This window comes from Pseudoxanthomonas spadix (assembly GCF_003703395.1).
GTDB classification, from domain to species: Bacteria; Pseudomonadota; Gammaproteobacteria; order Xanthomonadales; family Xanthomonadaceae; genus Pseudoxanthomonas_A; species Pseudoxanthomonas_A spadix.
Genome location: NZ_RDQN01000017.1, coordinates 1 through 23702, shown reverse-complemented (window position 1 = coordinate 23702; position 23702 = coordinate 1). Strand labels below are relative to the sequence as shown.

Annotated in this window: 22 protein-coding genes, 1 tRNA gene and 1 rRNA gene; 8 read left to right on the top strand and 16 right to left on the bottom strand. The window is 68.8% G+C overall.

Annotation, left to right across the window (positions count from 1 at the left end; translation table 11 throughout):
• Positions 1-94: 94 nt before the first annotated feature.
• Both D9R12_RS15120 and D9R12_RS15115 read right to left on the bottom strand, forming a co-directional pair.
• On the bottom strand, positions 95-1333 hold the full coding sequence (locus D9R12_RS15120; RefSeq protein WP_244919647.1) for a peptide MFS transporter: 1239 nt from the start codon (positions 1331-1333) through the stop codon (positions 95-97).
• A gap of 297 nt (positions 1334-1630) precedes the next feature.
• Positions 1631-2500, bottom strand: a complete 870-nt coding sequence (locus D9R12_RS15115; RefSeq protein ID WP_043291465.1) for a tryptophan 2,3-dioxygenase — start codon at positions 2498-2500, stop codon at positions 1631-1633.
• Between the two features lie 182 nt (positions 2501-2682).
• On the opposite strand from D9R12_RS15115, the gene D9R12_RS15110 reads away from it, so the two are divergent.
• The 5 genes from D9R12_RS15110 to D9R12_RS15090 all read left to right on the top strand — a co-directional run bounded on the left by D9R12_RS15110 (position 2683) and on the right by D9R12_RS15090 (position 10328).
• Positions 2683-6219 carry a Calx-beta domain-containing protein gene (locus D9R12_RS15110; RefSeq protein ID WP_122231651.1) on the top strand — a complete coding sequence of 1179 codons (3537 nt, stop codon included), beginning with the start codon at positions 2683-2685 and terminating at the stop codon, positions 6217-6219.
• Between the two features lie 181 nt (positions 6220-6400).
• On the top strand, positions 6401-7486 hold the full coding sequence (pdhA, locus tag D9R12_RS15105) for a pyruvate dehydrogenase (acetyl-transferring) E1 component subunit alpha (RefSeq protein ID WP_122231647.1): 1086 nt from the start codon (positions 6401-6403) through the stop codon (positions 7484-7486).
• Positions 7479-8537, top strand: coding sequence for an alpha-ketoacid dehydrogenase subunit beta (locus D9R12_RS15100; RefSeq protein WP_425479118.1), 1059 nt, complete (start codon positions 7479-7481; stop codon positions 8535-8537). The genes pdhA and D9R12_RS15100 overlap by 8 nt, the downstream gene beginning before the upstream one ends.
• A 6-nt stretch (positions 8538-8543) precedes the next feature.
• Entirely contained in the window at positions 8544-8894 is a 351-nt protein-coding gene (locus D9R12_RS15095) for an SH3 domain-containing protein (protein ID WP_122231645.1), read from the top strand.
• 3 nt (positions 8895-8897) lie between these two features.
• Positions 8898-10328 carry a dihydrolipoamide acetyltransferase family protein gene (locus D9R12_RS15090; protein WP_014161959.1) on the top strand — a complete coding sequence of 477 codons (1431 nt, stop codon included), beginning with the start codon at positions 8898-8900 and terminating at the stop codon, positions 10326-10328.
• 73 nt (positions 10329-10401) lie between these two features.
• On the opposite strand, the gene D9R12_RS15085 is transcribed toward D9R12_RS15090, so the two are convergent.
• The 9 genes from D9R12_RS15085 to birA all read right to left on the bottom strand — a co-directional run bounded on the left by D9R12_RS15085 (position 10402) and on the right by birA (position 17090).
• Positions 10402-10743 carry a DUF6172 family protein gene (locus D9R12_RS15085; protein WP_122231643.1) on the bottom strand — a complete coding sequence of 114 codons (342 nt, stop codon included), beginning with the start codon at positions 10741-10743 and terminating at the stop codon, positions 10402-10404.
• Positions 10744-10825: 82 nt separating this feature from the next.
• Positions 10826-11767, bottom strand: coding sequence for an MBL fold metallo-hydrolase (locus D9R12_RS15080; RefSeq protein ID WP_014161961.1), 942 nt, complete (start codon positions 11765-11767; stop codon positions 10826-10828).
• Between the two features lie 77 nt (positions 11768-11844).
• Entirely contained in the window at positions 11845-13143 is a 1299-nt protein-coding gene (locus D9R12_RS15075) for a tryptophan--tRNA ligase (RefSeq protein ID WP_014161962.1), read from the bottom strand.
• 417 nt (positions 13144-13560) lie between these two features.
• Positions 13561-13770: a CsbD family protein gene (locus D9R12_RS15070; RefSeq protein WP_014161963.1), complete on the bottom strand. Its 210-nt coding sequence runs from the start codon at positions 13768-13770 to the stop codon at positions 13561-13563.
• Between the two features lie 213 nt (positions 13771-13983).
• Positions 13984-14139 carry an entericidin A/B family lipoprotein gene (locus D9R12_RS15065; protein WP_014161964.1) on the bottom strand — a complete coding sequence of 52 codons (156 nt, stop codon included), beginning with the start codon at positions 14137-14139 and terminating at the stop codon, positions 13984-13986.
• 155 nt (positions 14140-14294) lie between these two features.
• A tRNA-Thr gene (locus D9R12_RS15060) sits at positions 14295-14370 on the bottom strand.
• A gap of 192 nt (positions 14371-14562) precedes the next feature.
• Positions 14563-15297 (bottom strand): SPOR domain-containing protein, encoded by a 735-nt coding sequence (locus D9R12_RS15055; protein ID WP_122231639.1) that lies wholly within the window; start codon positions 15295-15297, stop codon positions 14563-14565.
• A gap of 9 nt (positions 15298-15306) precedes the next feature.
• On the bottom strand, positions 15307-16077 hold the full coding sequence (locus tag D9R12_RS15050) for a type III pantothenate kinase (RefSeq protein WP_122231637.1): 771 nt from the start codon (positions 16075-16077) through the stop codon (positions 15307-15309).
• Between the two features lie 2 nt (positions 16078-16079).
• Positions 16080-17090 (bottom strand): bifunctional biotin--[acetyl-CoA-carboxylase] ligase/biotin operon repressor BirA, encoded by a 1011-nt coding sequence (gene birA / locus D9R12_RS15045; protein ID WP_122231635.1) that lies wholly within the window; start codon positions 17088-17090, stop codon positions 16080-16082.
• Between the two features lie 78 nt (positions 17091-17168).
• Between birA and D9R12_RS15040 the strand changes: the two genes are divergently transcribed.
• The gene (locus D9R12_RS15040) at positions 17169-17444 is read left to right on the top strand and encodes a hypothetical protein (protein ID WP_122231633.1); all 276 of its coding nucleotides are present in this window, start codon (positions 17169-17171) and stop codon (positions 17442-17444) included.
• On the top strand, positions 17411-18196 hold the full coding sequence (locus D9R12_RS15035; RefSeq protein WP_210539021.1) for a M90 family metallopeptidase: 786 nt from the start codon (positions 17411-17413) through the stop codon (positions 18194-18196). Before D9R12_RS15040 ends, D9R12_RS15035 begins: the two co-directional genes overlap by 34 nt.
• 27 nt (positions 18197-18223) lie before the next feature.
• On the opposite strand, the gene D9R12_RS15030 is transcribed toward D9R12_RS15035, so the two are convergent.
• Both D9R12_RS15030 and D9R12_RS15025 read right to left on the bottom strand, forming a co-directional pair.
• Complete coding sequence (locus D9R12_RS15030; RefSeq protein ID WP_122231629.1) at positions 18224-19678, bottom strand: ATP-binding protein; 1455 nt, start codon at positions 19676-19678, stop codon at positions 18224-18226.
• Complete coding sequence (locus D9R12_RS15025) at positions 19678-20361, bottom strand: response regulator transcription factor (protein WP_014161971.1); 684 nt, start codon at positions 20359-20361, stop codon at positions 19678-19680. Before D9R12_RS15025 ends, D9R12_RS15030 begins: the two co-directional genes overlap by 1 nt.
• 141 nt (positions 20362-20502) lie before the next feature.
• Here D9R12_RS15025 and D9R12_RS16310 point away from each other — a divergent pair, with 141 nt between their 5' ends.
• Positions 20503-20754, top strand: a complete 252-nt coding sequence (locus D9R12_RS16310) for a hypothetical protein (protein WP_210539066.1) — start codon at positions 20503-20505, stop codon at positions 20752-20754.
• Between the two features lie 225 nt (positions 20755-20979).
• On the opposite strand, the gene D9R12_RS15015 is transcribed toward D9R12_RS16310, so the two are convergent.
• The 3 genes from D9R12_RS15015 to rrf all read right to left on the bottom strand — a co-directional run bounded on the left by D9R12_RS15015 (position 20980) and on the right by rrf (position 23490).
• Positions 20980-21894 (bottom strand): arginine deiminase-related protein, encoded by a 915-nt coding sequence (locus tag D9R12_RS15015; protein WP_122231627.1) that lies wholly within the window; start codon positions 21892-21894, stop codon positions 20980-20982.
• 16 nt (positions 21895-21910) lie between these two features.
• On the bottom strand, positions 21911-22954 hold the full coding sequence (gene dusA, locus D9R12_RS15010; protein ID WP_280518449.1) for a tRNA dihydrouridine(20/20a) synthase DusA: 1044 nt from the start codon (positions 22952-22954) through the stop codon (positions 21911-21913).
• Between the two features lie 421 nt (positions 22955-23375).
• Positions 23376-23490: ribosomal RNA gene (gene rrf, locus D9R12_RS15005) — 5S ribosomal RNA — on the bottom strand.
• Between the last annotated feature and the right edge of the window lie 212 nt (positions 23491-23702).

The following is a 23702-nucleotide window of genomic DNA, read 5'->3' as shown; positions in this document are numbered from 1 at the left end:
TCGGCTCGCTCCTCGTCGCTCAGCACAATCTCAGGGGCAACTCGCACTTGCACTCTCCACACTTCGTCCTCGTAGAGTGTTGGAACGATGGATTTCATATAAGTTCCATCAAGAATAGAACAGTACAGTAGATCAGGAAAATGAAGACCACCGGGGTCAGCTGTCCGGCCCCTGCAGCTGCCGCACCGGCCACCAGCACCAGGAAGCCGGCGCCCAGCTGGATCACCCCCAGGCCGAACTTGGCCGGCGCCGACGGTTCCAGGCCGCGCTTGCCCAGCAGTGTCCACAGCCAGGCAAACACCGGGCCGAAGGCGACGATGTAGATCGAGTTGATCGACTGGAACATCGAGGCGGGCACTTCCCAGCCGAAGATGTGGCGGTCCACGGAGCGGTCGGTGAACAGGTTCAGGGACGATCCGGCCTGCTCGAACAGCGCCCAGAACAGGATCGAACCTAAGATCAGGTAGATCGCCGCGATGATGCGATCGCGGTCGTGCGGCGGCAGCTTGAAGACCGCGGTGAACAGCACATACAGCACCAGCGCCGCGCCTGCCGCGCCCAGGATCCCGCCGACCAGCGACTGATGCTGGATCAGGAACCAGACCACCACGATCCCGACCAGGCTGCCGGCGTAGAGCAGCCATTCGAACGGCACCCCGGCCACGGGCCGGGCCAGGCGTGCCGGATCGGGCGCCTCCCCGCGCCCCAGCAGCAACGGCTTGCCCAGCACGAACACCACCAGGCCCAGCGCCATGCCCACCCCGGCGGCCCCGAACCCATAGGACCAGCCGTAGGTCTGTCCCAGCCAGCCGGCGATCAACGCCCCCAGGGCCGCGCCCAGGTTGATGCCCATGTAGAAGATCGTGTAGGCCGGATCCCGGCGCCGGTCCGTGCGCGCATACAGCTGGCCCACGATCACCGAGATGTTGGCCTTGAGGAAGCCGGTCCCCACGATGATGAACGACAGTGCCAGCCAGAACACATTGATGGCTGCGCTGCCCTGTCCGCCCTCGCCCTCCACGGCCATCAGCCCATGTCCGATGGTCAACAGGATCGCCCCGAACACCACGGACTTGCGCTGGCCCAGGTAACGGTCTGCCAGGTAGCCCCCGATCACCGGCGTGATGTAGACCAGCGCCGTGTAGGCCCCATAGATCAGCGAGGCATCGCCGTCCGAATACAGCCAGTGCTTGACCAGGTAGAAGATCAGCAGCGCGCGCATGCCGTAGTAGGAAAACCGTTCCCACATCTCGGCAAAGAACAGGACGAACAGGCCGCGCGGATGGCCGAGGAAGGTTTTCTCCCCGGCACTGGAAGGCTGGATGGCTGACACGTCTGGTGGGCTCCGTGAAGTGGCCTGGCCGCCCGTCATCGGGCCGCCATTCGAATCCGGTACGTTAACCGCAAGCTCACGTTCAGGGAAACCAGCCCGCGCGGGGCCCGCGCCGACCTACTAAGCCGGTCGGAGGGGAAAGCCTCACTCAGCGGTCCTGCGGGAGCCACGGACAGGCCCGCCGGCGGTATTGCGCTGGCTTGACAGGGGGTGGCCCTGCCGGCGCCAGCGCGCCTGGCCGGCGGGCCTGTCCGTGGCTCTGAATGAGGCTTTCCCCCGACCGGCTTGGTAAGCGCCTCACCCGGCAGGCGGCTCGAGCCCCACCACCGTGCGGACCTGGAACAGTTCCGGGAAGAACTCCAGCTCCAGCGCCTGCTTGAGGAAGCCCACGCCCGAGGAGCCGCCGGTGCCGCGCTTGAAGCCGATCACCCGCATCACCGTGCGCATGTGGCGAAAGCGCCACAGCTGGAACTGGGTCTCCAGATCGACCAGGTCCTCGCACAGCGCGTACTCGCGCCAGTAGCGGTCGGTGTCGCCGTAGATGCGTTCGAACATCGGCAGCAGCGCCTCGTCGCGCACATGCGCCAGGCTGAAGTCACGCTGCAGGTGCTGGGCCGGCACGGCGTGGCCGAAGCGGGCCAGGTAGCGCAGGAACTCCTCGTACAGGCTCGGTGCCTCCAGCGCCCCGCGCAGCACCTGCTGGCCGGCAGGATCGTGCGAGAACACCTTGAGCATCGCCGCGTTCTTGTTGCCCAGCATGAATTCCAGCTGCCGGTACTGCAGCGACTGGAACCCCGACGAAGGCCCCAGCACGTCGCGAAAGCCCATGTACTCCGAAGGCGTCAGGGTCTCCAGCACCGACCACTGCTCGGTCAGCTGGCGCAGCACCTGCTTGGCCCGCGCCAGCACCTTGCGGGTCTGCCAGACCTGGTCGCGCTGCAGGTGGCCCAGCGCGGCGCACAGCTCGTGGATCATCAGCTTCATCCACAGCTCGGACACCTGGTGCTGGATGATGAACAGCATCTCGTCGTGATGGGCCGGCACCGTCAGCGGCTGCTGCGCCGACAGCAGCCGGTCCAGCTGCAGGTAACCGCCGTAGGTGGTGCGGCCGGCCAGGTCGGTGTGGATGCCTGCTTCCAGCGGCCGCTGGTTGTCCTGGATCTGCATGAAAATCGCCAAGCGCTCGGAGGGAGGGCATGGTAGCCGGTCGCACCGGCGCGGGCCGGGCACGCACGCTCCGGACCTGAGGTGGCGTGTCATGAAATTTACTCAGGATCGATTCATAGTCGGCGATCCGCGCGCGAGGACTCGGCGCGCATCCCCCGAGACACACGATGGAGAAGCAGTCGATGACGACACGGTGGTCGCGCCTGGTGGCGCTTGCATTCCTGGGACTGGGCAGCGCGGCCAATGCGCAGGCGCAGGTGGTCATCAGCCAGGTCTACGGCGGGGGCGGCAACAGCGGCGCCACCTGGAAGAGCGACTTCGTCGAGCTGCACAACACCGGCACCAGCGCGGTGGACCTGTCCAGCTACAGCGTGCAGTACGCCAGCGCCACCGGCACCAGCTGGCAGGTGACCCGGCTGGCCGGCAGCATCGCACCGGGCAGCTACTACCTGGTCAAGCAGGCCGACGGCAGCGGCGGCACCACCGCCCTGCCCACGCCGGACCTGTCCGGCACGATCTCCATGTCCGCCAGCGCCGGCAAGGTCGCCCTGTCGGCCGCGCAGAGTGCGTTGTCCGGTGCCTGCCCGACCGGCCTGGTCGACCTGGTCGGTTTCGGCGCCACCGCCAGTTGCTTCGAAGGCAGCGCAGCCACCGCCGCGCCCAGCAACACCCTGGCCGTGCTGCGTGCCGCCGATGGCTGCACCGACACCAACGACAACGCCGCCGATTTCGCCACCGGCGCGCCCAATCCGCGCAACAGCGCCACGGCCGGTTCGGTCTGCGGTGCGGCCGGCACCCCGCTGCTGTCCATCGCCGATGCCTCCGGTGACGAAGGCGCCGGCGCGCTCGACTTCATCATCCGCCTGACCCAGCCGGCCCCGGCCGGCGGCATCACGGTGACCTGGAGCACCGCCGACGGCAGCGCCAGCGCCGGCAGCGACTACGCCTCGGCCAGCGGCACGGCGACCCTGGCCGAAGGCCAGACCAGCACCGTGGTCGCCGTGGCCCTGATCGACGACAGCCTGACCGAGTCGGACGAGACCTTCACGGTCACCTTGTCCGACCTGGTCGGCCAGGCACTGCTGGGCGCGGCCAACGCCACCGGCACGATCGTCAACGACGACATCTCGCTGACCGCCCTGCACGACATCCAGGGCGCAGGCATCGCCTCGCCGCTCGCCGGCACACTGGTGTACACCACCGGCATCGTCACCGCGGTCAAGAAGGCCGGTTTCTGGATCCAGGCACCGGATGCGGAAGTGGACGACAACCCGGCCACCTCCGAAGGCCTGTATGTCTACACCGGCAGCGCCCTGCCGAGCGCGGCCGTGGCCGGCAACCGCGTGCGCGTGTCGGGCACCGTGCAGGAATACGTGCCCAGCGCCGATCCGCACCAGCGTCCGCTGACCGAACTCAGCGGCGGGGTCGGCGTGACCCTGCTGGCCAGCGGCCAGCCGCTGCCGGCACCGATCCCGCTGGATGCGGCGATGCTCACCGCCGCGGGCGGGCTGGACCAGCTGGAGCGTTTCGAAGGCATGCGCGTGACCGTGCCGAGCCTGCGCGTGGTCGCGCCCACCGGCGGCTTCACCAACGAGGCCAACGCCAGCGGCACCAGCGACGGCCTGTTCCATGCGGTGATCGGCGACACCGCCCGTCCGTTCCGCGAACCCGGCATCGAGGCCCCGACCCCGGTCAGCGGCGAGATTCCGCAGTGGGATGGCAACCCGGAACTGCTGACCATCGACAGTGACTCGCTGGGTGGGCCCAGCACCGCGCTGGATGTGTCCACCGGCGCGGTCATCACCGGCCTGACCGGGCCGCTGGACTACAGCTACCGCCACTACGTGATCGTGCGCGATCCCGGCGTGCCGCTCGCCACCACCGCCGGCACGACCCCGACCGCCGCGCGCGCGCCCAGCGGCGACGAGTTCACCGTCGCCGGCTACAACATGGAACGCTTCTTCGACACCACCGCCGACGGCAACGGCGCCCCGACCCTGACCGCGGCAGCCTTCACCACACGCCTGTCCAAGGCCTCGGCGGCGATCCGCGACTTCCTCCACCTGCCCGACATCCTGGCCGTGGTGGAGATGGAGAACCTATCCACCCTGCAGCAGGTCGCCGACAAGGTGAACGCCGATGCGGTCGCCGCAGGCCTGGCCGATCCGCAGTACGTGCCCTACCTGCAGGAGGGCAACGACGTCGGCGGCATCGACGTGGGCTTCCTGGTCAAGACCGCCACGGTCGGCGCCGGCCTGGCGCGCGTGGACGTGGCCGCCGTCACCCAGTACGGCAAGGACACCGTATGGACCGAGCCCTCGGGCAATACCAGCCTGCTCAACGACCGCCCGCCGCTGGCGCTGGATGCGGTGGTGCACTGGGCCGATGGCCGCAGCTTCCCGATCACCGTGATCGCCGTGCACCAGCGTTCGCTCAACGGCGCCGAGACCCAGGACGCGTCCGGCGAGCGCGTCCGTGCCAAGCGCAAGGCCCAGGCCGAGTTCCTGGCCGACCTGATCCAGGACATGCAGGCCGAGAACCCGGACCGCCGCATCGCGGTGCTGGGCGACTTCAACGCCTTCCAGTTCAACGATGGCTACGTCGATGCGATCAACACCGTCCTGGGCACGCCCACGGCCGACGCGCAGACCCTGGTGCCCGGTGACGGTGCGGACCTGGTCGATCCGGACCTGACCAACCTGGGCGAGCTGCTCCCGGCCGGACAGAACTACTCCTACAGCTTCGGCGGCAGCGCCCAGACCCTGGACCACGTGCTGGTCAACGATGCCCTGGTGCTGGCCACGACCAGGTTCGGCATGGACCATGCGCGCATCAACGCCGACTTCCCGGAAGTGGCGCGCAACGATGCGGGCTCGCCGGCGCGCCTGTCCGACCATGATCCGGTGGTGGCCTACTTCGAACTGGCGCCCAGGGCCGACCTGGCCGTCACCGCCTCGGCCGACACCGGCAGCGTCACCGCCGGCCAGCCGCTGGCCTACACCGCCACGGTCACCAACACCGGGCCCGACGCGGCCAGCGCGCCGGGGGTGGGCTTTTCGCTGGCCGGCGAACTGCCTGACATGGCCGTCACCGGCGCGGCTGGCTGGAGCTGCGACACCGCCCAGGTGGCCGACGGCATGACCTCGGTGGCGTGCAACAGCGCCACGCTCGACAACGCCGGCAGCGCCAGCTTCGCCATCCACGCCAGCTCCATCGCCGCCCAGTCCGGCGCCACCGCAACCCTGGCGATGGCCGCCACCTCGCAGACCTTCGACCCGGATCCGGCCAACAACCAGGCCGTGGCCGCCATCGAGGTCACAGCCCCGCCGACCGCCGACCTGGCCGCATCCATCGACGGCCCGGCCAGCATCCACGCCTTCCAGCTGCTGACCCGCTACGTGGTGGCCGTCAGCAACGCCGGCCAGCCGGCCGCCGGGCCGGTGGTGGTGATCGGCGGCAACACGATGAACATCCTGTCGCTGATCAACCCGCCCCCGGGCTGGAGCTGCAGCCGCCAGGGCAACCTGCGCAGCATGCAGTTCCGCTGCGCCGGCAACACGCCGATGACCAACGGCGCCCAGGCCAGCTTCCCGGTCTGGGTCAGCACCGGCAGCGCGCGTCGCGGCAGCACCGTGGTGGTGGAAGCCACGGTGTCCACGAGCTCAGACGAGGCCAATGCCGGCAACAATCACGCGGTCTTTTCCACCGCGGTGCAGTAACGCAAGCCTGCGCTTGACGAAAATCCGGCCTTTCCGGCGCGGCCCCTGAGAGGCCGCGTTTTTTTCATCGGCTACCGCTGTGCAGGCGCTGGCTGCTGCGCTGCAGGAAGGCAAACCCGGCCCAGGTCATTACCATGGAGCGGCTATGATGAACTCCACATTCGGCAACACCGAAGATGCCATGCCCCTGGCAGCCAGTTTCCAGATCGACTACCTGCAGTACCTGAGCCCGGACGGCACCTCCAACGGGCGCCCCCTGCCCGCCCTGGCCCGCGACACCGGCCGGCTGGTCGAGCTGTTCAAGCAGATGCTGTTCGTGCGCGTGTTCGACACCAAGGCCATCGCCCTGCAGCGCACCGGCAAGCTGGGTACCTACGCCTCGTGCCTGGGCCATGAGGCCACGCACGTGGGCATCGGCGCGGCGATGCGGCCCGAAGACGTGTTCGCGCCGAGTTATCGCGAATACGGCGCGCAGTTCATGCGCGGCGTCAAACCGCGCGAGGTCCTGCTGTACTGGGGCGGCGACGAGCGCGGCAACGATTTCCAAGTGCCGCGCCATGACTTTTCCTGGTCGGTGCCGATCTCCACCCAGTGCCTGCATGCGGCCGGTGCGGCGCTGGCGTTCAAGCTGCGCGGCGAGGATCGGGTGGCAGTGAGCACCTGTGGCGATGGCGGTTCGTCCAAGACCGATTTCTATGCCGCGCTCAATTCGGCCGGCGCCTACCGGCTGCCGCTGATCCTGGGCGTAGTCAACAACGGCTGGGCGATCTCGGTGCCGCGCTCGGCCCAGACCGGCGCGCAGACCCTGGCGCAGAAGGGGCTGGCCGGCGGCCTGTTCTGCCTGCAGGTGGACGGCAACGACCTGATCGCGGTGCTCGATGCGATGGACCAGGCCATGCAGCGCGCGCGCAGCGGCAACGGCGGCACCGTGCTGGAGTTGGTCACCTATCGCCTGTCCGACCACACCACCGCCGACGACGCACGCCGCTACCGCGACCAGGCCGAAGTCGAGCAGGCCTGGGACCGCGACCCGATCCCGCGCATGCGTACCTGGCTGACCGCGCAGGGCCTGTGGAGCGAGGCACAAGAAACCGCGTGGAAGGAACAATGCGGCCATCGCGTCGACGAGGAGGTCGACGCCTACCTGTCCACGCCGGTGCAGCCGGTGGAGGCGATGTTCGATTATCTCTATGCCGATCCGCCGCCGGAGCTGCTCAGACAGCGCGCGCAGTGGATCGCCCGCGACCAGGAGCAGCATCATGGATGAGCACACGCCCGGCGCCGGCCATGAGGCCGTTGCAGCGCCCGCGCCGATGACCGCCCCCGACACCCCGACCGCCACCCCGATCACCCTGATCGAAGCCATCACCCAGGCGCTGGCCTGGGAGATCTCGCACGATCCGGCGGTGCTGGTGCTGGGCGAGGACGTGGGCGTCAACGGCGGCGTGTTCCGTGCCACCGCCGGCCTGCAGAAGCGCTTTGGCTCCGAACGCGTCCTGGATACGCCGCTGGACGAGACCACCATCGCCGGGCTGAGCGTGGGCCTGGCCGCGCAAGGCATGAAGCCGGTGGCCGAGGCGCAGTTCGACGGCTTCGTCTATCCGATGATCGACCACCTGGTCAGCCATGCCGCGCGCCTGCGCTACCGCACCCGCGGACGCCTGCACTGCCCGATGGTCCTGCGCGTGCCGTGGGGCGGCGGCATCCGCGCGCCGGAGCACCACTCCGAAGCCAACGAATCGATGTTCGCCAATGTGCCCGGCCTGCGCGTGGTCATGCCGTCCTCGCCGCAGCGCGCCTACGGCCTGCTGCTGGCGGCGATCCGCGACCCGGACCCGGTGATCTATTACGAGCCCAAGCGCATCTATCGCCAGTACAAGGAGCTGGTGCCCGACGATGGGCAGGCGCTGCCGCTGGATGTGTGCTTCGTGCTGCGCGACGGCGCAGACGTGACCCTGGTCAGCTGGGGCGCGCAGGTCAAGGAGGCGCTGGAAGCGGCCGACACGCTGGCCGCCGAAGGCATCAGCGCCGAGGTCATCGACGTGGCCACCCTGACCCCGCTGGACTTTGACACCATCGCCGAATCGGTGGCCAAGACCGGTCGCTGCGTGATCGTGCACGAGGCACCGCGCACCGCCGGCTTCGGCGCGGAAATCGCCGCGCGCCTGGCCGAGCAGTGCATGTACGACCTGCTGGCGCCGGTCGAACGGGTCACCGGCCCGGATACGCACATGCCGCTGTTCCGGCTGGAGATGAAGTACCTGCCCAGCACCGAGCGGGTGGTCGCCGCCGCCAGGCGCACCCTCGCCGGCAGCTGAAAGCGCGTGCAACGCGCCCGCGTGATCGCCGCCCACCATGCCCCGGAGCGCGAGGCGGTGCGCATCGCACGCGGCCAGAGCGCGGTGCTGGGCGCGGCAGACGATCAATGGCCCGACTTCATCTGGGCCACCCTGGCCCAGGGCCTGGGTGGCTGGATGCCCGCCGACATCTTCCACATGGACGAGGTCGGCACCGCCATCGCCCAGCAGGATTACGACACGTGCGCACTGGACGCCGAACCCGGCGACCTGCTCACCGTCGAACGCGAACATGCCGGCTGGTGGTGGGCGCACGATGCACACGGACGCAGCGGCTGGATTCCCGCGCGTTCGATTGAACTCATTCAAGAGACCTGACCCATGAGCCAAACCAAGACCTTCCTCCTTCCCGACCTGGGCGAGGGCCTGCCCGATGCAACCATCGTCGAGTGGTTCGTCAGGGAAGGCGACACCGTTGCCCTGGACGCGCCGCTGGTGTCGATGGAGACGGCCAAGGCCGTGGTCGAAGTGCCCTCGCCGGTGTCGGGCAAGGTGCTCAGGCTGGCCGGTGCGGCCGGCGAGGTGGTGCCGACCGGGGCGATGCTGGCCGAGTTCGAACTGGACCCGAATCGCCCGCAGCGCGCCGATGGCCAGGACACCGGCCATTCGCACGCCGCGCCCAAGCCTGCGTCTGCTGCCGCCAGCCCGGCACCGGCGCCGGCACCGATGCCGGCGGTGGAGTCGTTCGACCACGAACGCGACGATGCCGGCACCGTGGTCGGGGCGATGCAGGCTTCCGACGCGGTGCAGGTCCAGGCAGCGGTGGCCGTGGGCGGGGTCAAGGCGATGCCGGCCGTGCGCGCGATGGCGCGCAAGCTGGGCGTGGACCTGGCCCGGGTGCGCGCCACCGGCGCCGATGGCGTGGTGACCATGGCCGATGTGAAGCAGGCCGCCGCCGACGGTTCGCTGTTGCTCCCCTCTCCCGCCGGGGCGACGGTGCACGGCATGCGCGCCACTGGCGCGCATGCATCGGAGCGCCCGCGCGACGAGCGCGGGCCGGGGCGCGGAGCGGGGGCCGGGGGTGAGGGTGCGGCCGCCGGACACGTCGCCGCCCGCACCGCGCTGTCGGCCAGCGGCAAACCGATGCGCACGCAGCCTCCCGGCGTGGTGGCAAGCGGCCAGCCCGAGCCGCTCAAGGGCGTGCGCCGCAACATGGCCCGGGTCATGGCCGATGCCCACGCCAAGGTCGTGGCCACCACCCTCAACGACGACGCCGACGTGCAGGCCTGGACGCCTGCCAGCGATGTCACCGCGCGCCTGGTGCGCGGGATCGTCGCCGCCTGCACGGCGGTGCCGGCGATGAACGCCTGGTTCGACGGCGATGCGCTGACCCGCACCCTGCATCCGCACGTGGACATCGGCATCGCCGTGGACACCGACGAGGGCCTGTTCGTGCCGGCGCTGCGCAATGCCGACCTGCTTGACGCGCGCGGGGTGCGCGAAGGCGTCAACCGCCTGCGCACGCAGGTGCTCGAACGCAGCCTGCCGGCCAGCGAACTGACCGGCTACACGATCTCGCTGTCCAACTTCGGCATGTTCGCCGGCCGCTATGCCACCCCGATCGTGGTCCCGCCGTGCGTGGCCATCGTCGCCGCCGGCCGGGCGCGCTTCCAGATGACCCCGGTGATGGGCGGTTTCGAATCGCGCAAGGTGATCCCGCTGTCGGTCACCTTCGACCACCGCGCCTGCACCGGCGGCGAAGCCGCGCGCTTCCTGCGCGCCCTGATCGACGACCTGGCCCTGGCCGACTGACGCGCGCGCCCTGCCCGGTTCGCCCTGGTCCGGATCCTTTGCAGCGCCGGGCGCACGGCCAAGCCGGACGCGTTTACTCCCCTTGCTCGAAATCCGGCGCGTCCGAGCGGAGCGGCGCGGCCTTGTCGGCCGGCGGCGCGTTGCGCTTGCCGGGCCTGGCGATGAGCTCGACGTAGAACTGCTCGGCACCGCCGGCCACCAGCGCATCGATCGCGCGGATCAGTTCACCGGAGGAGATTTCCTTGGCGCTGGCTGCGTCCAGACCCAGGCGCGCGTGGAAGCGCCACACCTCCGCGCCCGCTGGCAGCGCCTTGCGCTGTTCGCGCGCGATGTACTTGCGGATGTCGTGCTTGCTGGCCTCCAGCAGACGGTCGCGGTGCTTGCCTTCAATCTTGAGCGGGTAGGTCTTTCTCATGGCACATCGTCCGGAATGGCCGTCCATTGTGGGGGCCAGTGGCAGCCGGCGCGAATCGCGTTGCCATCCGTGGCGCCCTCGCTCAACGCTGCGGGCGATCCAGCCAGCAGGCCAGGCCCTGTGCGTTGAGTTCGATGTCCATCGCCAGCACCCGTTCGACCTCGGCGTCGCTGAGCGGCACCTGCGCATCGCGGGCGCGCTGCAGGTACAGCGCGGTCAGCGCCTGGAGCAATCTGCCGTGGCGGTCGGGCGTGCCATCGGCCTGGCGGCCGAGGTTTTCCATCGCGTTGATCTGCTCGTACAGGTCCTGGGCCAGCTTCTCGACCTGCGCGTAAGTGGTGCCGACGCGGTCGTAGTGGGTCAGGTACATGCCCTGCGGCCGATAGGCCAGCATGCGCGCGATCGACTGCTTGAGCGGCTCTGGCTCGAACTGCACCGGCGAGCTGGTCGGCAGGATGAAAGGCCCTTGCGGCCCGTCCAACTCGCGGTAGGACAATCCAAAGGTATCGCCGGTGAACCAGCACGCGCTGCGTGCATCCCACACGCAGTAGTGATGCCTGGCGTGTCCCGGCGTGTCCAGGCACAGCAGCGGGCGGCCGTTGTGGTCGACCACGTGTCCGTCGTCGGCAACGACCACGCGCGGCGCCGGCACCGGCTGCACCTGGCCATAGCTGCGCGCGATTTCTTCCTCGCCATACACGGCGGTGGCTCCGGCGATGATGCGCGCCGGATCGATCAGGTGCGGCGCCGCGCGTGGATGGGCGACGACCTTGGCATTGGGCAGGTGCTGCAGCAGCAGGCCGGTGCCGCCGGCGTGGTCCAGGTGGATGTGGGTGACCAGGACCCAGTCGATCTGCGCCGGGGTCAGCCCGGCGTGGGCGATCGCCTCCAGCAGCCGCGGCAGAGAATGGTTGGTGCCGCAATCGACAAAGGCCCCGCGGCCTTGTTCGACGATCAGATAGCAGGCGTCGAAGTGCTCGCGCTGGAACCCGGTATCAACCGTATGGATGCCGTGCTGGCTCATGGTGCGTGTCGCATCGAAGATGATCGTTTCGATTCTAGGAAGCCCGCCGTGAGCGCACGATGCATCCTTGGTCGCATTCAGACCTGCGTGGCAGCCTGGCGCAGCGCGGCCAGCGCAGCCAGCACCTGATCGGTGGGAACCTGCAGCGCCCATGCACTGGACTGCAGCTGCTCGGGACTGTCGGCATTCTTCAGCACGGCCACCTGCTGGCCGGCATCGCGCGGCGAATCGAACCCCTGGCTCTGCACCAGCACCTTGCCATGCGCATCGGAGAGCTTGAAGTAGAAGCGCCCGTCGGTGTGGCGATACTGCTTGAACACCGGCAGCGCGGCCTTGGCCGTGGCCTGCACGGCGACCGTGGTCACCGAGGACAGGTCGCGCAGGCCTACCGCATCGCGCAACTGGCGCAGGAACGGCGTGGCGTACCTGGCCCGCAGGCGCTGGGCGCCATCGCGCAGGATCGCCTCGATCTCGGCTGGCCTGGCCACCAGCGCCTGGTAGCGCTCGCGCAGCGGCGCGATCTCGCGCTCGATGCGCTCGAACACCTGCTGCTTGGCATCGCCCCAGCCGATGCCCTCGGCATAGGCCCGGGCGAAGGCCTGGGTTTGCTCCGCGGTGGCAAAGGCCTGGTAAAGCTGGAACAGCGCCGAGCCTTCGGTGTCCTTGGCCTGCCCCGGCGCGCGCGAGTCGGTGAGGATGGAGAAGATCAGCTTCTTCAGCTCGGCCGGCGATGCGAACAGCGGGATCGTATTGCCGTAGCTCTTGCTCATCTTGCGCCCGTCCAGGCCGGGCAGCGTGGCCACGTGGTCGTCGATCAGCGCCTCGGGCAGGGTGAAGTACTCGCCCCCGTAGACATGGTTGAAGCGCTGGCCGAAATCGCGGGCCATCTCGATGTGCTGGATCTGGTCGCGGCCCACCGGGACCTGATGCGCGTTGAAGAGCAGGATGTCGGCGGCCATCAGCACCGGATACATGAACAGCCCGGCGGTGATGCCGGCATCGGCGTCCTGGCCCTCGGCGAGGTTCCTGTCCACCGCCGCCTTGTAGGCGTGCGCGCGGTTGAGGATGCCCTTGCCGGCCACGCAGGTGAGCAACCAGGTCAGCTCGGGAATCTCGGGAATGTCGCTCTGCCGGTAGAACCACACCTTGTCAGGTTCAAGCCCGGCGGCCAGCCAGGTGGCGGCGATTTCCAGGGTCGAGCGCTGGGTGCGGGCCGGGTCCTGCGCCTTGATCAGGCTGTGCAGGTCGGCCAGGAAATAGAAACTCTCGGTGTCGGCCGCCCGGCTGGCGTCAATGGCCGGACGCACCGCACCCACGTAGTTGCCCAGATGGGGTGTGCCGGAAGTGGTGATGCCGGTCAGGACACGGGTGGTCATGCGCAGTGGAGGCAGGGAAGCAGGCCGTCCAGTTTAACCGCCCGCGTCTTGCCACCGGAGGCGGCCGGCTGGCATAAGCCACCGCCGGAGCTGGCGCGGCGCGTGCTCACCGATCCGCGCGCCGCCGCGCCGCGCGTACCAGGCGAGGGAACGTCGCGTAATCGGCACGGCGGCATTCGTCGAACGTGCGCCGGTGAAGGAGCAATGCCGCGCTCTGTGCATACCGGGCCAGCGCAATGGGTCGGTGCGCGCGGCTGCGGGTGGGCCGAAACCAGATACCGCTGCTTCACAAGGGTACAGGCTTGCAGCGATCGTCCTCAGACATTTGCACAGCCCCCGGCTCCTGAAAGCCGCAGGCGCAAAGACCACAACGGGCCGAAGCCCGTTGTGGTCTTTGCCCAACCCAGCCGCGATGGATCAGTGCTTCTTCTCCAGATCGCGCTGGAAGGCAGTGACTTCCTTATGTGCACGGTCGCGGTCCCAGCCGTAGCGTTCCTGCAGCTTGCCGGCCAGATATTCGGCATTACCCTCGGCCACGTCGAAGACGTCGTCGGTCAAGTCGCCCCATTTGGCCTGCGCCTTGCCTTTGAGCTGTTTCCAGTTGCCTGCAATGATGTCCTTGTTCATGCGTCACCTCTTCTCGATTTGTTGGGGAGTGTCCTGCAGTCGCATCTTCACTGTGGGCAAAGACCCGTTGCGCAGGGATGAGGCGCGCGTGCAGGCGGTGTTATACGTTCAGCCGATCGCCGTTTCGTGCTGCGACCTGGTGATGCGGCCCGCACGAAAAAGCCGGCTTGCGCCGGCTTTTTCGCTGCGATGGGCCGGGCCCGGCGCAAGGGATCACTTGGTGCCGGTGCCGCCGGTCTTTTCGGCGGATTCTTCCATCTTGCCGCCCACCTTCTGGACGTCCTGGCCGGCACCCTTGACGGTGTTGCAGGCCGCCAGGGAACCGGCAAAGAATGCCGACAGCATCAGCAGAAAAATCGTGCGCTTCATTGGAATTCTCCAGTTGGGTTTCCCGGTTTTCCCCTTCGGAAAACCTTGGCACGCAGGCTGACGAGCGCGCCGTGGAAACAGCGTGAACTCCCTGAACAGCGGTCAGCATCCGTTCTGGAAATGGTGGCATCGGCGCCTGCGGGCAGGCAAAGCGATGGTGCCGCTTGTCCGAATCGAACGGACGACCTACTGATTACAAATCAGTTGCTCTACCGACTGAGCTAAAGCGGCACGGGCCGGCCGCGGCCGGATCCGCATTCTAGCAGTCTGTCGGACTTTGGTCGGCCGGGCTGCGAATCCGCCTGTGCGGTCCATCTTTCCGCCGCTTCTTGGCCCATAGCACCACTATGGGCCGGCGAACCGTCGAAAATCTGACCTCGCACAGCCGAATTCTCGCCTCGACCACCAAAGCCCGACAGACTGCTAGCCGCAGTCGCGCGGCACGGCACGCGCGGCCTGGGTCTGCCGGCGCGCCAGTGCCGCCTCGCCCGCACCCAGGCTCACGTCCAGCCACCACCGCACGGTTTGGCCCACTGGCTGGATCTGGGCCGCAAAGCCGCCGGCCTGCAGTTCGGCCTGGCGGCGCTGCGCGGCCTCGCGGCTGCCGTAGCGGCCCAGCGCCACGCCGTTGGCAAACGGCCCACTGTTGATCACCAGCAGGTCGTGGAAACCGGCGGCGGTGATGCGTTCGACCATCGCCTGCGCGGCGGCGCGGTCGGCCAGCGGCGGCAGCAGCACGGCGTAGGCCTTGGCCGGCTGGGTTTCGCTGCGAACGCTGGCACGGCGTGGCGCCGGAACCAGGCGCGCCTGGGCGCTGCGCGCGGCCACCGAGTCGTCGAACGGACCCAGCGCCAGGCACTGCACGGCAGTGTCGGCGGCCGGCGCCGACGCAGGCGCCGGTGTGGAGACCGCGATGGGCTCGGCAGGCGGCGTGGAGGCGGCCGGTGTCGGCGCGGCCGGCGGCGAAGTCACCGTCGGTGCCGGCGCCAGTGCAGGTTCGGGTTGCGCTGGCCGGGGCGCGACATCGGCCAGTTCCAGCACGGCCACGCCCTGCATCTGCGCTGGTGGCGGCAGGTCCGGCGGCGGGCGCGTCAGCCACCACGCGGCCACGCCCAGGTTGAGGAAGACCAGCAGGACGATCAGCGCACGGATCAACATAAGCCGATTCTAATGGCCGTCCGCAGCGGCCTGGACCGGCGCGGCCGACCAGACCGCCAGCCCTTCCAGGACCAGCCCATCGACCCGCCGGGCCTGCGGCAGCAGCGGCAGCAGCGGCTCGATGCCCCCGCCGTGCAGCAGCAGCGCCGGTGCCTGACCCAGCCGCGCCGCGGCCTGGTCCAGGCTGCGTTCGATCAGGGCCAGCGCGGCGCCTTCGCAGCCCGAGGCCAGGGCATCAGGCGTGTCGCCGGCGAACTCGTCGAACGCTCCGCCGGCGGCCGGGAGCTGCGCCGCGGCGCGATGCAGCGCCTGGCGCATCAGCTGCGGCGACGGGGCGATGCGCCCACCCAGATGGCGGCCGTCGGCCGCGAGCAGGTCGATGGTCAGGGCCGTGCCGATCCCGGCGATCAGCCACGGCCCCGGCCCGTGCGTGCGGGCACCGAGCATGGCCAGGAACCGATCCACCCCCAGCCGCGCCGGTTCACGATAGGCCACCTGCAGCCCGGCCAGCGAGGCCTGCGTCCGCGCCAGCGAGACCACCCGAAACCGCGCCTGCAGCACCTCCAGCACCGCCGCGGTCAGCACCGGCGCCGCGACGCTCGCCAGGCAGGCCGAAAGCCCGGCTTGCGGCAGCTGCGCGGCCAGGCCCTGCAGCAGGTCGTCCTGGCCATGACCCAGCGCCAGGATCGGGCCGGGTCGGCCGTCGGCCTGCAGCCGCGCGCATTTCAGGCGCGTGTTGCCCAGGTCGAACAGCCAGCGCTCGGGCGATGTGCCGGCCATCTTCAACCCGCCCGCACGCTGACTTGGCCGGCGTGGAAATCGCGCAGGCCCTGCGGCGTGCGCAGGCGCAGGGCGCCGTCCTCGGCGATTCCTTCGGCGGTTCCGGACACCTCGCCGCTGTCCAGGTGCACCACCACCTTGCGCCCGTGCAGCGCATCCAGCGCGGCGTAGCGCGGCCGGAACGGCGCCAGCCCTTCGGCATCGAACGCCTCCAGCGCCGGCAGCAGCCGGGTCAAGACTGCGGCCGCCACCGCGGTGCGCGTCACCGGCTGCGGCAACGCCTGGGCCAGGTCCAGCCAGGGCTGGTCGATGCTGGCCGCCTGCTGTGCCGGCATGCGCACGTTCAGCCCAACCCCGATCACCGCGCGCGCCGGGCCGCCGGCTTCGCCGCCGCCTTCGACCAGCAGGCCGCCCAGCTTGCGGCCGTCCACGACCAGGTCGTTGGGCCATTTCAGGCCGATCTGCGCCAGCCCCAGCTCGCGCAGGCCCTCGGCCACCGCCACGCCCGCCACCAGGCTCAAGCCTCCCAGCCGCGCAAGCCCGCCGCCGAAGCCCCGCGCCACCGACAAGTACACGTGCGCGGCCAGCGGCGAGACCCAGCTGCGCCCGCGCCGGCCACGACCGCCAGTCTGGCGTTCGGCCAGCAGCACCGCGCAGCCGCTGGCCGGGGTGTCCCGGCGCAGCAGTTCGGAATTGGTCGAATCCAGGCTCCAGGCCACGTCCAGTGCCTGGATCTGTCGCCGCACCGCGGCCGGCAACGCGGCGCACAGGGCCTGAGCATCGAGCAGGTCCAGTGGCTGGTCCAGTGCATAGCCCTGGCCGGCACTGCCGACGATGGCCACGCCAGCCCCGCGCAGGGCCTGGACCCGCTTCCAGATCGCAGCCCGGGTCAGGCCGGTTTCCCGGGCCAGCAGGTCGCCCGAGACCGGCCCCTGCGCCAGGCGCAGCAGCAGCTGGCGTTCGCGCGCAGCCGGCGCGGCAGGCTGAACAAGCAAGGGATTCATCGCGGCCATTATGCGGCACCTGTCCGGAGGCCAGAACCACGCTATGATGCCGGTTCGCTGCTGTGTGCCCGCCCCCGGAGTGTCCCGATGCTTCGCGCCTGCCTTGCCCTCGTCCTGCTGACCTGTGCCGTCTCGCCCGTGCTCGCGCAGAATGGGCGCGGCGAAAACGCTGCGTCCGCGGCCAGCGGCCGTGGCACCGGCGCCAGTCCCGGCGCACCGCAGGCCAAGCCAGCCTCGACCAATGGCTATGTCCACCCTGCCGCGCCGGCTACCAGCCAAGGCGGCGGTGGCAGCGACGAGGACGCGGTCCTGCGCATGCGCGTGCCCAAGTGGAACAGCTTCCTGCCCGGGATGTTCCGCTGATCCAGCCGCTGTTGCGCTGGCTGCGTGGCCAGCCGCCCCCGCTCGACGACCCATGCTGGCACCGCGCCGTCCAGGCGCTGCCCTGGGTCCGTGGCCTCGACCCGGCCCAGCAGCAGACCCTGCAGACGCTGGCCGCGCGCTTCCTCCAGCAGAAGACCATCACCGCGCTGGGCGGACTGGTGCTGGACGACATCGACCGCGTGCAGCTGGCCGCGCTGTGCTGCCTGCCGCTGCTGGAATTCGGTGCCGGCGGGCTGCGCGGCTGGTCGCAGCTGCTGGTGTATCCGGACGCCTTCCGCGTGCGCCGCAGCCACCTCGATGCGGCCGGCGTGCTGCACGAGTGGGACGACACCCTGGCCGGCGAAGCCTGGGACAGCGGGCCGCTGATCCTGTCCTGGGCCGACGTGCAGGCCGACATCGCCGATCCGGCTTCAGGCTTTTGCGTGGCCGTGCACGAGATGGCGCACAAGCTCGATGCGCTCAATGGCCAGGCCGATGGCAGCCCGCCGCTGCCCGGTGCCTGGCAGCGGACGTGGACCCGCGACTTCCAGCATCACTATGACGCGCTGTGCTGGCGCGTGGAGGCCGGCAAGCGCACCCGCATCGATGGCTATGCGGCCCAGTCGCCGGAGGAATTCTTCGCGGTGGTCAGCGAATATCACTTCTCTGCACCGGACGTGCTGGCCGAGGCAATGCCGGAGGTGGCCATGCATCTGGACAAGCTCTACGGCCGGCCACCACGCCTGTTCTGAGCGCCAGGCCCGCGCCTGGCGCGCCGCTCACAATCCCGGCGGCAGCCGGACTTCGAAGCGGGCGCCGCCCAGTTCCTGCGAACGGCTGACGGTGAGCTCGCCGCGATAGCCACGCACCAGGTCCTGCACGATCGCAAGGCCAATGCCATGGCCCTGCACGCGCTCGTCGCCGCGTACGCCACGCTGCAGCACCTTGGCCACGTCTTCTTCGGCGATGCCCGGGCCGTCGTCGTCCACCGCCAGCAGCAGCCCGGCGCGGCGATTGCCGGCGCTGGTGATCGGCGCGACGGTCAGCAACACGCGCGCGCGCGCCCACTTGAAGGCGTTCTCCAGCAGGTTGCCCATCAGCTCCTGCAGGTCGCCTGGCTCACCATGGAAACGCGCCTCGGGATCAATCTCGAATTCGCAGATCACGCCCTTGTGCGCGTAGACCTTCTCCAGCCCGCGTACGATCACCTCGGCGTAGGGTTCGATCGCCACCGGCGCGGCGAACAGCGCATGGCCGGTGGAAGCCGCGCGCGCCAGCTGATAGGACACCAGGTCGTTCATGCGCTTGAGCTGCACGTCCAGCTCTTCGCGCAGGGCCGCCGTGGGCACGCCGTCGTCCAGCTGCGCGCGCAGCACCGCCAGCGGCGTCTTCAGGCTATGGGCCAGGTCGGCCAGGGTGTTGCGCTGGCGCTCCAGGTTCTCGCGCTCGGACTCGATGAAGGCATTGATGCTTTCGGTCAGCGGTTCGAGTTCGCGCGGATGGTTCTCGGTCATGCCCTGGGCCTGGCCGCGCTGCACGCGCTTGAGCTCGGCGATCACCCGCTGCAGCGGGCGCAGGCTCCAGTTGAGGATCAGGCCCTGCAGCAACAGCAGCACCACCCCGGCACTGCCCAGGTACACCCACAGCGCATGTCGGAAGGTCTGCAGCTGCGAGTTCAGCACCTCGGTGTCTTCCATCACATAGATGGAATAGGAAAACTCGCTCTGCGGCCCGCGCGCGCCCCAGATCGTGCCCAGGCCGAAGCGATAGACGCTGCCTTGGCTGCCATCGAGCTGGGTCATCTGCAGTGGGCCTTCGAAGATCTTCTGCCCCGGCATGAGCAGTTTGCTTTCAGGCAGGTAGGGGCCGAGGGTCGAATCCGAGCCCCAGCCGCGCTGCCCGTTGGGCAGCACGATTTCGGCGTACAGGCCGCTGCCCGGCTGGGCGAAGCGCGGGTCGATCTGGCTATCCGATGGCGCCAGTAGCGAGCCATCGCGCGCGAAGTCGATCTTGTTGGCGTACGAGTACGCGTAGCCTTCCAGGCGCCGCTCCAGATTGTCCTCGGCCGTGGTGACAAAGGCCCGATCCAGCGCGTAACCGGCCAGCGCCAGGAACGCCACCAGGCCGATACTGGCGGCCAGCAGCTGGCGCGCGCGCAGGGAGCGCGGGCGCCACTTGACGATCGGCTCGCGGCCGCCGCCTGCCGTCCGCGGCGGTGACGGGGCTTCGGGCATCAGCCCTCGTTGCGTGGAATCGCGAAGCGGTAGCCGCGGCCACGCACGGTTTCGATCGGCTTGAGCGCGCCCTCCGGATCGAGCTTCTTGCGCAGGCGGCCGATGAAGACTTCCAGCACGTTGGAGTCGCGATCGAAATCCTGCTGGTAGATGTGCTCGGTCAGGTCGGCCTTCGAGACCAGCTCACCGGCGTGCATCATCAGGTACTCGAGCACCTTGTATTCGTAGCTGGTCAGATCGACGTTGCTGCCGTTGACGCTGACCGTCTGCGCAGCCAGGTCCAGGGCGACCGGGCCGCATTCCAGGGTCGGCTTGGACCAGCCGGCAGCACGGCGCAGCAGCGCGTTGACGCGCGCCAGCAGCTCTTCGACGTGGAATGGCTTGACCAGATAATCGTCGGCGCCCTGCTTGAGCCCTTCGACCTTGTCCTGCCAACTCGAACGCGCGGTCAGGATCAGCACCGGGAATTTCTTGCCTTCGTCGCGCAGGGCCTTGATCAGCTCCATGCCCGACATCTTGGGCAGGCCCAGATCGATGATGCCCACGTCGAAGGGCACTTCCCTGCCCATGTACAGGCCTTCTTCGCCATCCTGGGCGGCGTCGACGGCAAAACCTTCGCGCTTCAGGCGCGCGGCGAGGGTTTCGCGCAGGGGTGCTTCGTCTTCGACCAGCAGAATGCGCATGGGCTCTCCCTTGGAATATGTCGATGTCTTGTGGGACGGTGGGCACCTGAACAAGGTGCCATCTCGTTCAGATTACGGCCTGCGGGGGTTAGGCCCGCGTGGACGTTCTCTGGACATGTGCTCCCGTTCAGCTCCATCGCCATGGCCCTGGCCGCGGGTGAACGGATCATCGTCCATGTAGCGGACCCGACCACTTTCATCCATCACCTTCACCCGCATGATGTCGCGGCCGTCGAACTGGACCCGCTCGGCGCCCAGCACGCGGCCCCCGCTGCGGGCCTGCGCACGACGTACCGCATCGGCCGCCTCGTTGCGCGCACCGCGGCTATTGCGATCAAAGCCGTCCCGGCGCGGCACCTGGAGGCTGTCATCATCCTGTTGCTGAGGCCCTGACTGCGCCCACGCGGAACCGGCGAGGCAGCCAGCGATCGCAGCAGTTAGAAACAGGTGAGAGGCGCAGAGCTTGGGCATAACCGAATCGTAACGGCAACGCCCAACCGACGGGTGAACCGCTACCGACACCTCGGCAGTGAGTGAAGGGCCAGTCTTGGAACCGCGCGGTGAATTGGCTCTGAACTTTCTGAACAGCCTGATGAGGCGATTCAGCGCGATGAAGCCTCAGAAAATCTCGCCCACGCAGCACCGCAGCGAACCGCCGGCCGCTTCGATTGCCGGCAGCGCCACGCTGCGCACGGCCAGGCCGGCCTGGCGCAGGGCCGCCTGGCTGCCCGGCTCCAGCCGATCGGCCGCGCCCTGGCTCATCCACACCGCTTCGGGCGTGATGCTGATTGCATTGCCGGCGAAGGCCTGCTTTTCGGCAGGCGAAAGCAAGACCACGTGCCGGCCGTACAAGGCCTGCAGCAACGCGATCAACGGCGCCGGCTCGGCCAGACCATCCGGACAGACCAGCGCCGCGCGGCCGGCCAATACCGCCAGCACGACGTTGCTGTGGTATTCACCCGGCGCCAGATCGAACACGAAGGTCGCGCGCAGTCCGAAGGCCGCATGCATCAGCGCCGCACCTTGGGCATCGCAGCGTTCGGACAGCCCGCAGAAGCCGATCCCACGTGCGCGGTCGATCACCAGCGCGCCGGTCAGCTCGCACGGATGCGGTTGGCTGGACAGGTCAGTTTCGGCATAACCCAGCAGGCCGGTGAAGAACCCGCGGATGTCCGCACGCGCCGCTTCGCGCTGGCGTACCGCATGGCGCATGCGCCCGACGATCACGCGCCCCGGCACGGTCGCGAACACGTTGTTGGGGAACAGCGCATCGGGCGTGGCGGCGTCGCCGGCGAAGGCCACCACCGGCAGCTGGGTCGACAGCGTCTGGTGCAGTGCACGATGTTCTGCCAGCGCCTCGCCCGCATCGAAGCCGGCCGATGCCATGTAGACATTATCGCGGGCCGATTCCTCGGCGCGGGCGAAACCGTCCGGCGAGACCAGGAACACGCCGCGTGCGGTCGCCGGCCCGGCATCGGGCGCCAGCCTGCGCGTGAGCGCCAGGAAGGCCTGCGGATCGCGGGTGATCAGCAACGGCGCACCGTGGCGCTCAGGCCGCCGCGCTGGCCGCGCCGGCGGTGGCCGCCAACGCGCGTTCGATCAGCGACCAGTCCGCGCCCGGGCGATGCGCGCCTTCGCTGAGCACCTGGCGGAACTGGCGCCCGCCCGGCTGCCCAGCGAACAACCCCAGCACGTGCCGGGTCATGTGCTTGAGCGCCACGCCACGATCCAGCGCGGCCTGCACGTACGGACCAAACGCGCGCAGCAGTTCCACGCGCGAGCGCACCGGCGTGCCGGCCAGATGCGCATGGGCCCGATGCAGGAAATACGGATCGTGATACGCGCTGCGGCCCAGCATCACTGCGTCGACCTGACCCAGGTGCGCATCGATCGCCTCCAGCGTGGTGATGCCGCCATTGAGCCAGATCGTCAGCTGCGGGCGCTCGCGTTTGAGCCGGTACGCCCACTCGTAGCGCAATGGGGGAATCTCGCGGTTCTCCTTGGGCGAGAGCCCCTCCAGCCACGCCTTGCGCGCATGCACGATGAAGGTGTCGCAGCCGGTGGCGGCGACGGTGTCGATGAAGCCGGCGAAGTGCGCGTAGTCCTCCAGTTCGTCCACCCCCAGGCGGCACTTCACCGTGACCGGGATCGCCGCGGCTTCACGCATGGCCGCGATGCACTCGGCCACCAGCAACGGCTCCTTCATCAGACAGGCACCGAAGCGCCCGGCCTGCACGCGATCGGACGGGCAGCCAACGTTGAGGTTGACCTCATCGTAGCCATACTCGGCACCCACGCGCGTGGCCGCGGCCAGCCGCTCAGGTTCGCTGCCGCCCAGCTGCAGCGCGACTGGATGCTCGAGCGCATCAAAGCCCAGCAGGCGTTCGCGATCGCCCTCCAGCACCGCGTTGGCATGGACCATCTCGGTGTACAGCAGCGCGGTCGGCGCCAGCAGGCGATGGAACACCCGGCAATGCCGGTCGGTCCAGTCCATCATCGGGGCAACAGAAAGCCTCGGGGAAGCCTCATCGCGCGATCCATCGCGCAAATCCAATAAGTTACTCTTTTCTCCCTGTTGCTCAGTTGCGCGCATGATCGGTGGATTTCGGCGGACTTCGGGCATGGATTGCGACCTTGGTTGCACTTCGAGGCCGATCTAGGATCGCCTGCATGGCTACGATCGCCAGCCGCCGGCGCAAGGACGGATCAGTAGGTTACACCGCCAAATCGGCATCGAACGACAGGTTGGGACGCCCGGCGATCTGTGGAGACTGCAACCCTCCACGAACAAGTCGAACAGATTTCCCCGTGAGATCCGTCAGCGCGTCGTTCACATGGCGCCGGAGCATCACGGCCGGTCCCCCATCGCTGTGGACGCCCGGGCGCGTCGATCGCGCCCAAGATCGCTGCATGCCACAAAGGTTCGGCTGGGGTGGTGACTACACCTGTCCTGCTTTCTCCCCCGCAAAGAAAAACCCCGCCGTTCATTCGAGCGGCGGGGTTCTGGGGTAAGGCCCTGGCGATGACCTACTCTTGCATGGCTTAAGCCACACTACCATCGGCGCAGCTGCGTTTCACTTCCGTGTTCGGGATGGGAACGGGTGGGACCACAGCGCTAATTTCACCAGGGAGACAGTTGGAGCAGCGCCAGTTTTGCTTTCCTGTCAACAGTCCGCACATGGATGTGCGGGCTCTTGCGCAGGGAAGCGCATACGGCGCCGGCTCGCGTTTGGACTTGTGACGTAGTGAGTTGGTTTTGATGCCATCGACACGTGCTGTCGAGGTTAAGCTGGTCATCGGGTTTGGCCCGAAGCCACTTGAGGTTATATGGTCAAGCCACA

Excerpts from the sequence above, each read along its gene's own strand:
- D9R12_RS15115 (WP_043291465.1), bottom strand. The coding sequence starts at position 2,500 with ATGCAGATCCAGGACAACCAGCGGCCGCTGGAAGCAGGCATCCACACC.
- D9R12_RS15110 (WP_122231651.1), top strand. The coding sequence starts at position 2,683 with ATGACGACACGGTGGTCGCGCCTGGTGGCGCTTGCATTCCTGGGACTG.
- pdhA (WP_122231647.1), top strand. The coding sequence starts at position 6,401 with ATGCCCCTGGCAGCCAGTTTCCAGATCGACTACCTGCAGTACCTGAGC.
- D9R12_RS15100 (WP_425479118.1), top strand. The coding sequence starts at position 7,479 with ATGGATGAGCACACGCCCGGCGCCGGCCATGAGGCCGTTGCAGCGCCC.
- D9R12_RS15090 (WP_014161959.1), top strand. The coding sequence starts at position 8,898 with ATGAGCCAAACCAAGACCTTCCTCCTTCCCGACCTGGGCGAGGGCCTG.
- D9R12_RS15085 (WP_122231643.1), bottom strand. The coding sequence starts at position 10,743 with ATGAGAAAGACCTACCCGCTCAAGATTGAAGGCAAGCACCGCGACCGT.
- D9R12_RS15080 (WP_014161961.1), bottom strand. The coding sequence starts at position 11,767 with ATGAGCCAGCACGGCATCCATACGGTTGATACCGGGTTCCAGCGCGAG.
- D9R12_RS15075 (WP_014161962.1), bottom strand. The coding sequence starts at position 13,143 with ATGACCACCCGTGTCCTGACCGGCATCACCACTTCCGGCACACCCCAT.
- D9R12_RS15070 (WP_014161963.1), bottom strand. The coding sequence starts at position 13,770 with ATGAACAAGGACATCATTGCAGGCAACTGGAAACAGCTCAAAGGCAAG.
- D9R12_RS15065 (WP_014161964.1), bottom strand. The coding sequence starts at position 14,139 with ATGAAGCGCACGATTTTTCTGCTGATGCTGTCGGCATTCTTTGCCGGT.
- D9R12_RS15055 (WP_122231639.1), bottom strand. The coding sequence starts at position 15,297 with ATGTTGATCCGTGCGCTGATCGTCCTGCTGGTCTTCCTCAACCTGGGC.
- D9R12_RS15050 (WP_122231637.1), bottom strand. The coding sequence starts at position 16,077 with ATGGCCGGCACATCGCCCGAGCGCTGGCTGTTCGACCTGGGCAACACG.
- birA (WP_122231635.1), bottom strand. The coding sequence starts at position 17,090 with ATGGCCGCGATGAATCCCTTGCTTGTTCAGCCTGCCGCGCCGGCTGCG.
- D9R12_RS15040 (WP_122231633.1), top strand. The coding sequence starts at position 17,169 with ATGCTTCGCGCCTGCCTTGCCCTCGTCCTGCTGACCTGTGCCGTCTCG.
- D9R12_RS15030 (WP_122231629.1), bottom strand. The coding sequence starts at position 19,678 with ATGCCCGAAGCCCCGTCACCGCCGCGGACGGCAGGCGGCGGCCGCGAG.
- D9R12_RS15025 (WP_014161971.1), bottom strand. The coding sequence starts at position 20,361 with ATGCGCATTCTGCTGGTCGAAGACGAAGCACCCCTGCGCGAAACCCTC.
- D9R12_RS16310 (WP_210539066.1), top strand. The coding sequence starts at position 20,503 with ATGGCCCTGGCCGCGGGTGAACGGATCATCGTCCATGTAGCGGACCCG.
- dusA (WP_280518449.1), bottom strand. The coding sequence starts at position 22,954 with ATGCGCGCAACTGAGCAACAGGGAGAAAAGAGTAACTTATTGGATTTG.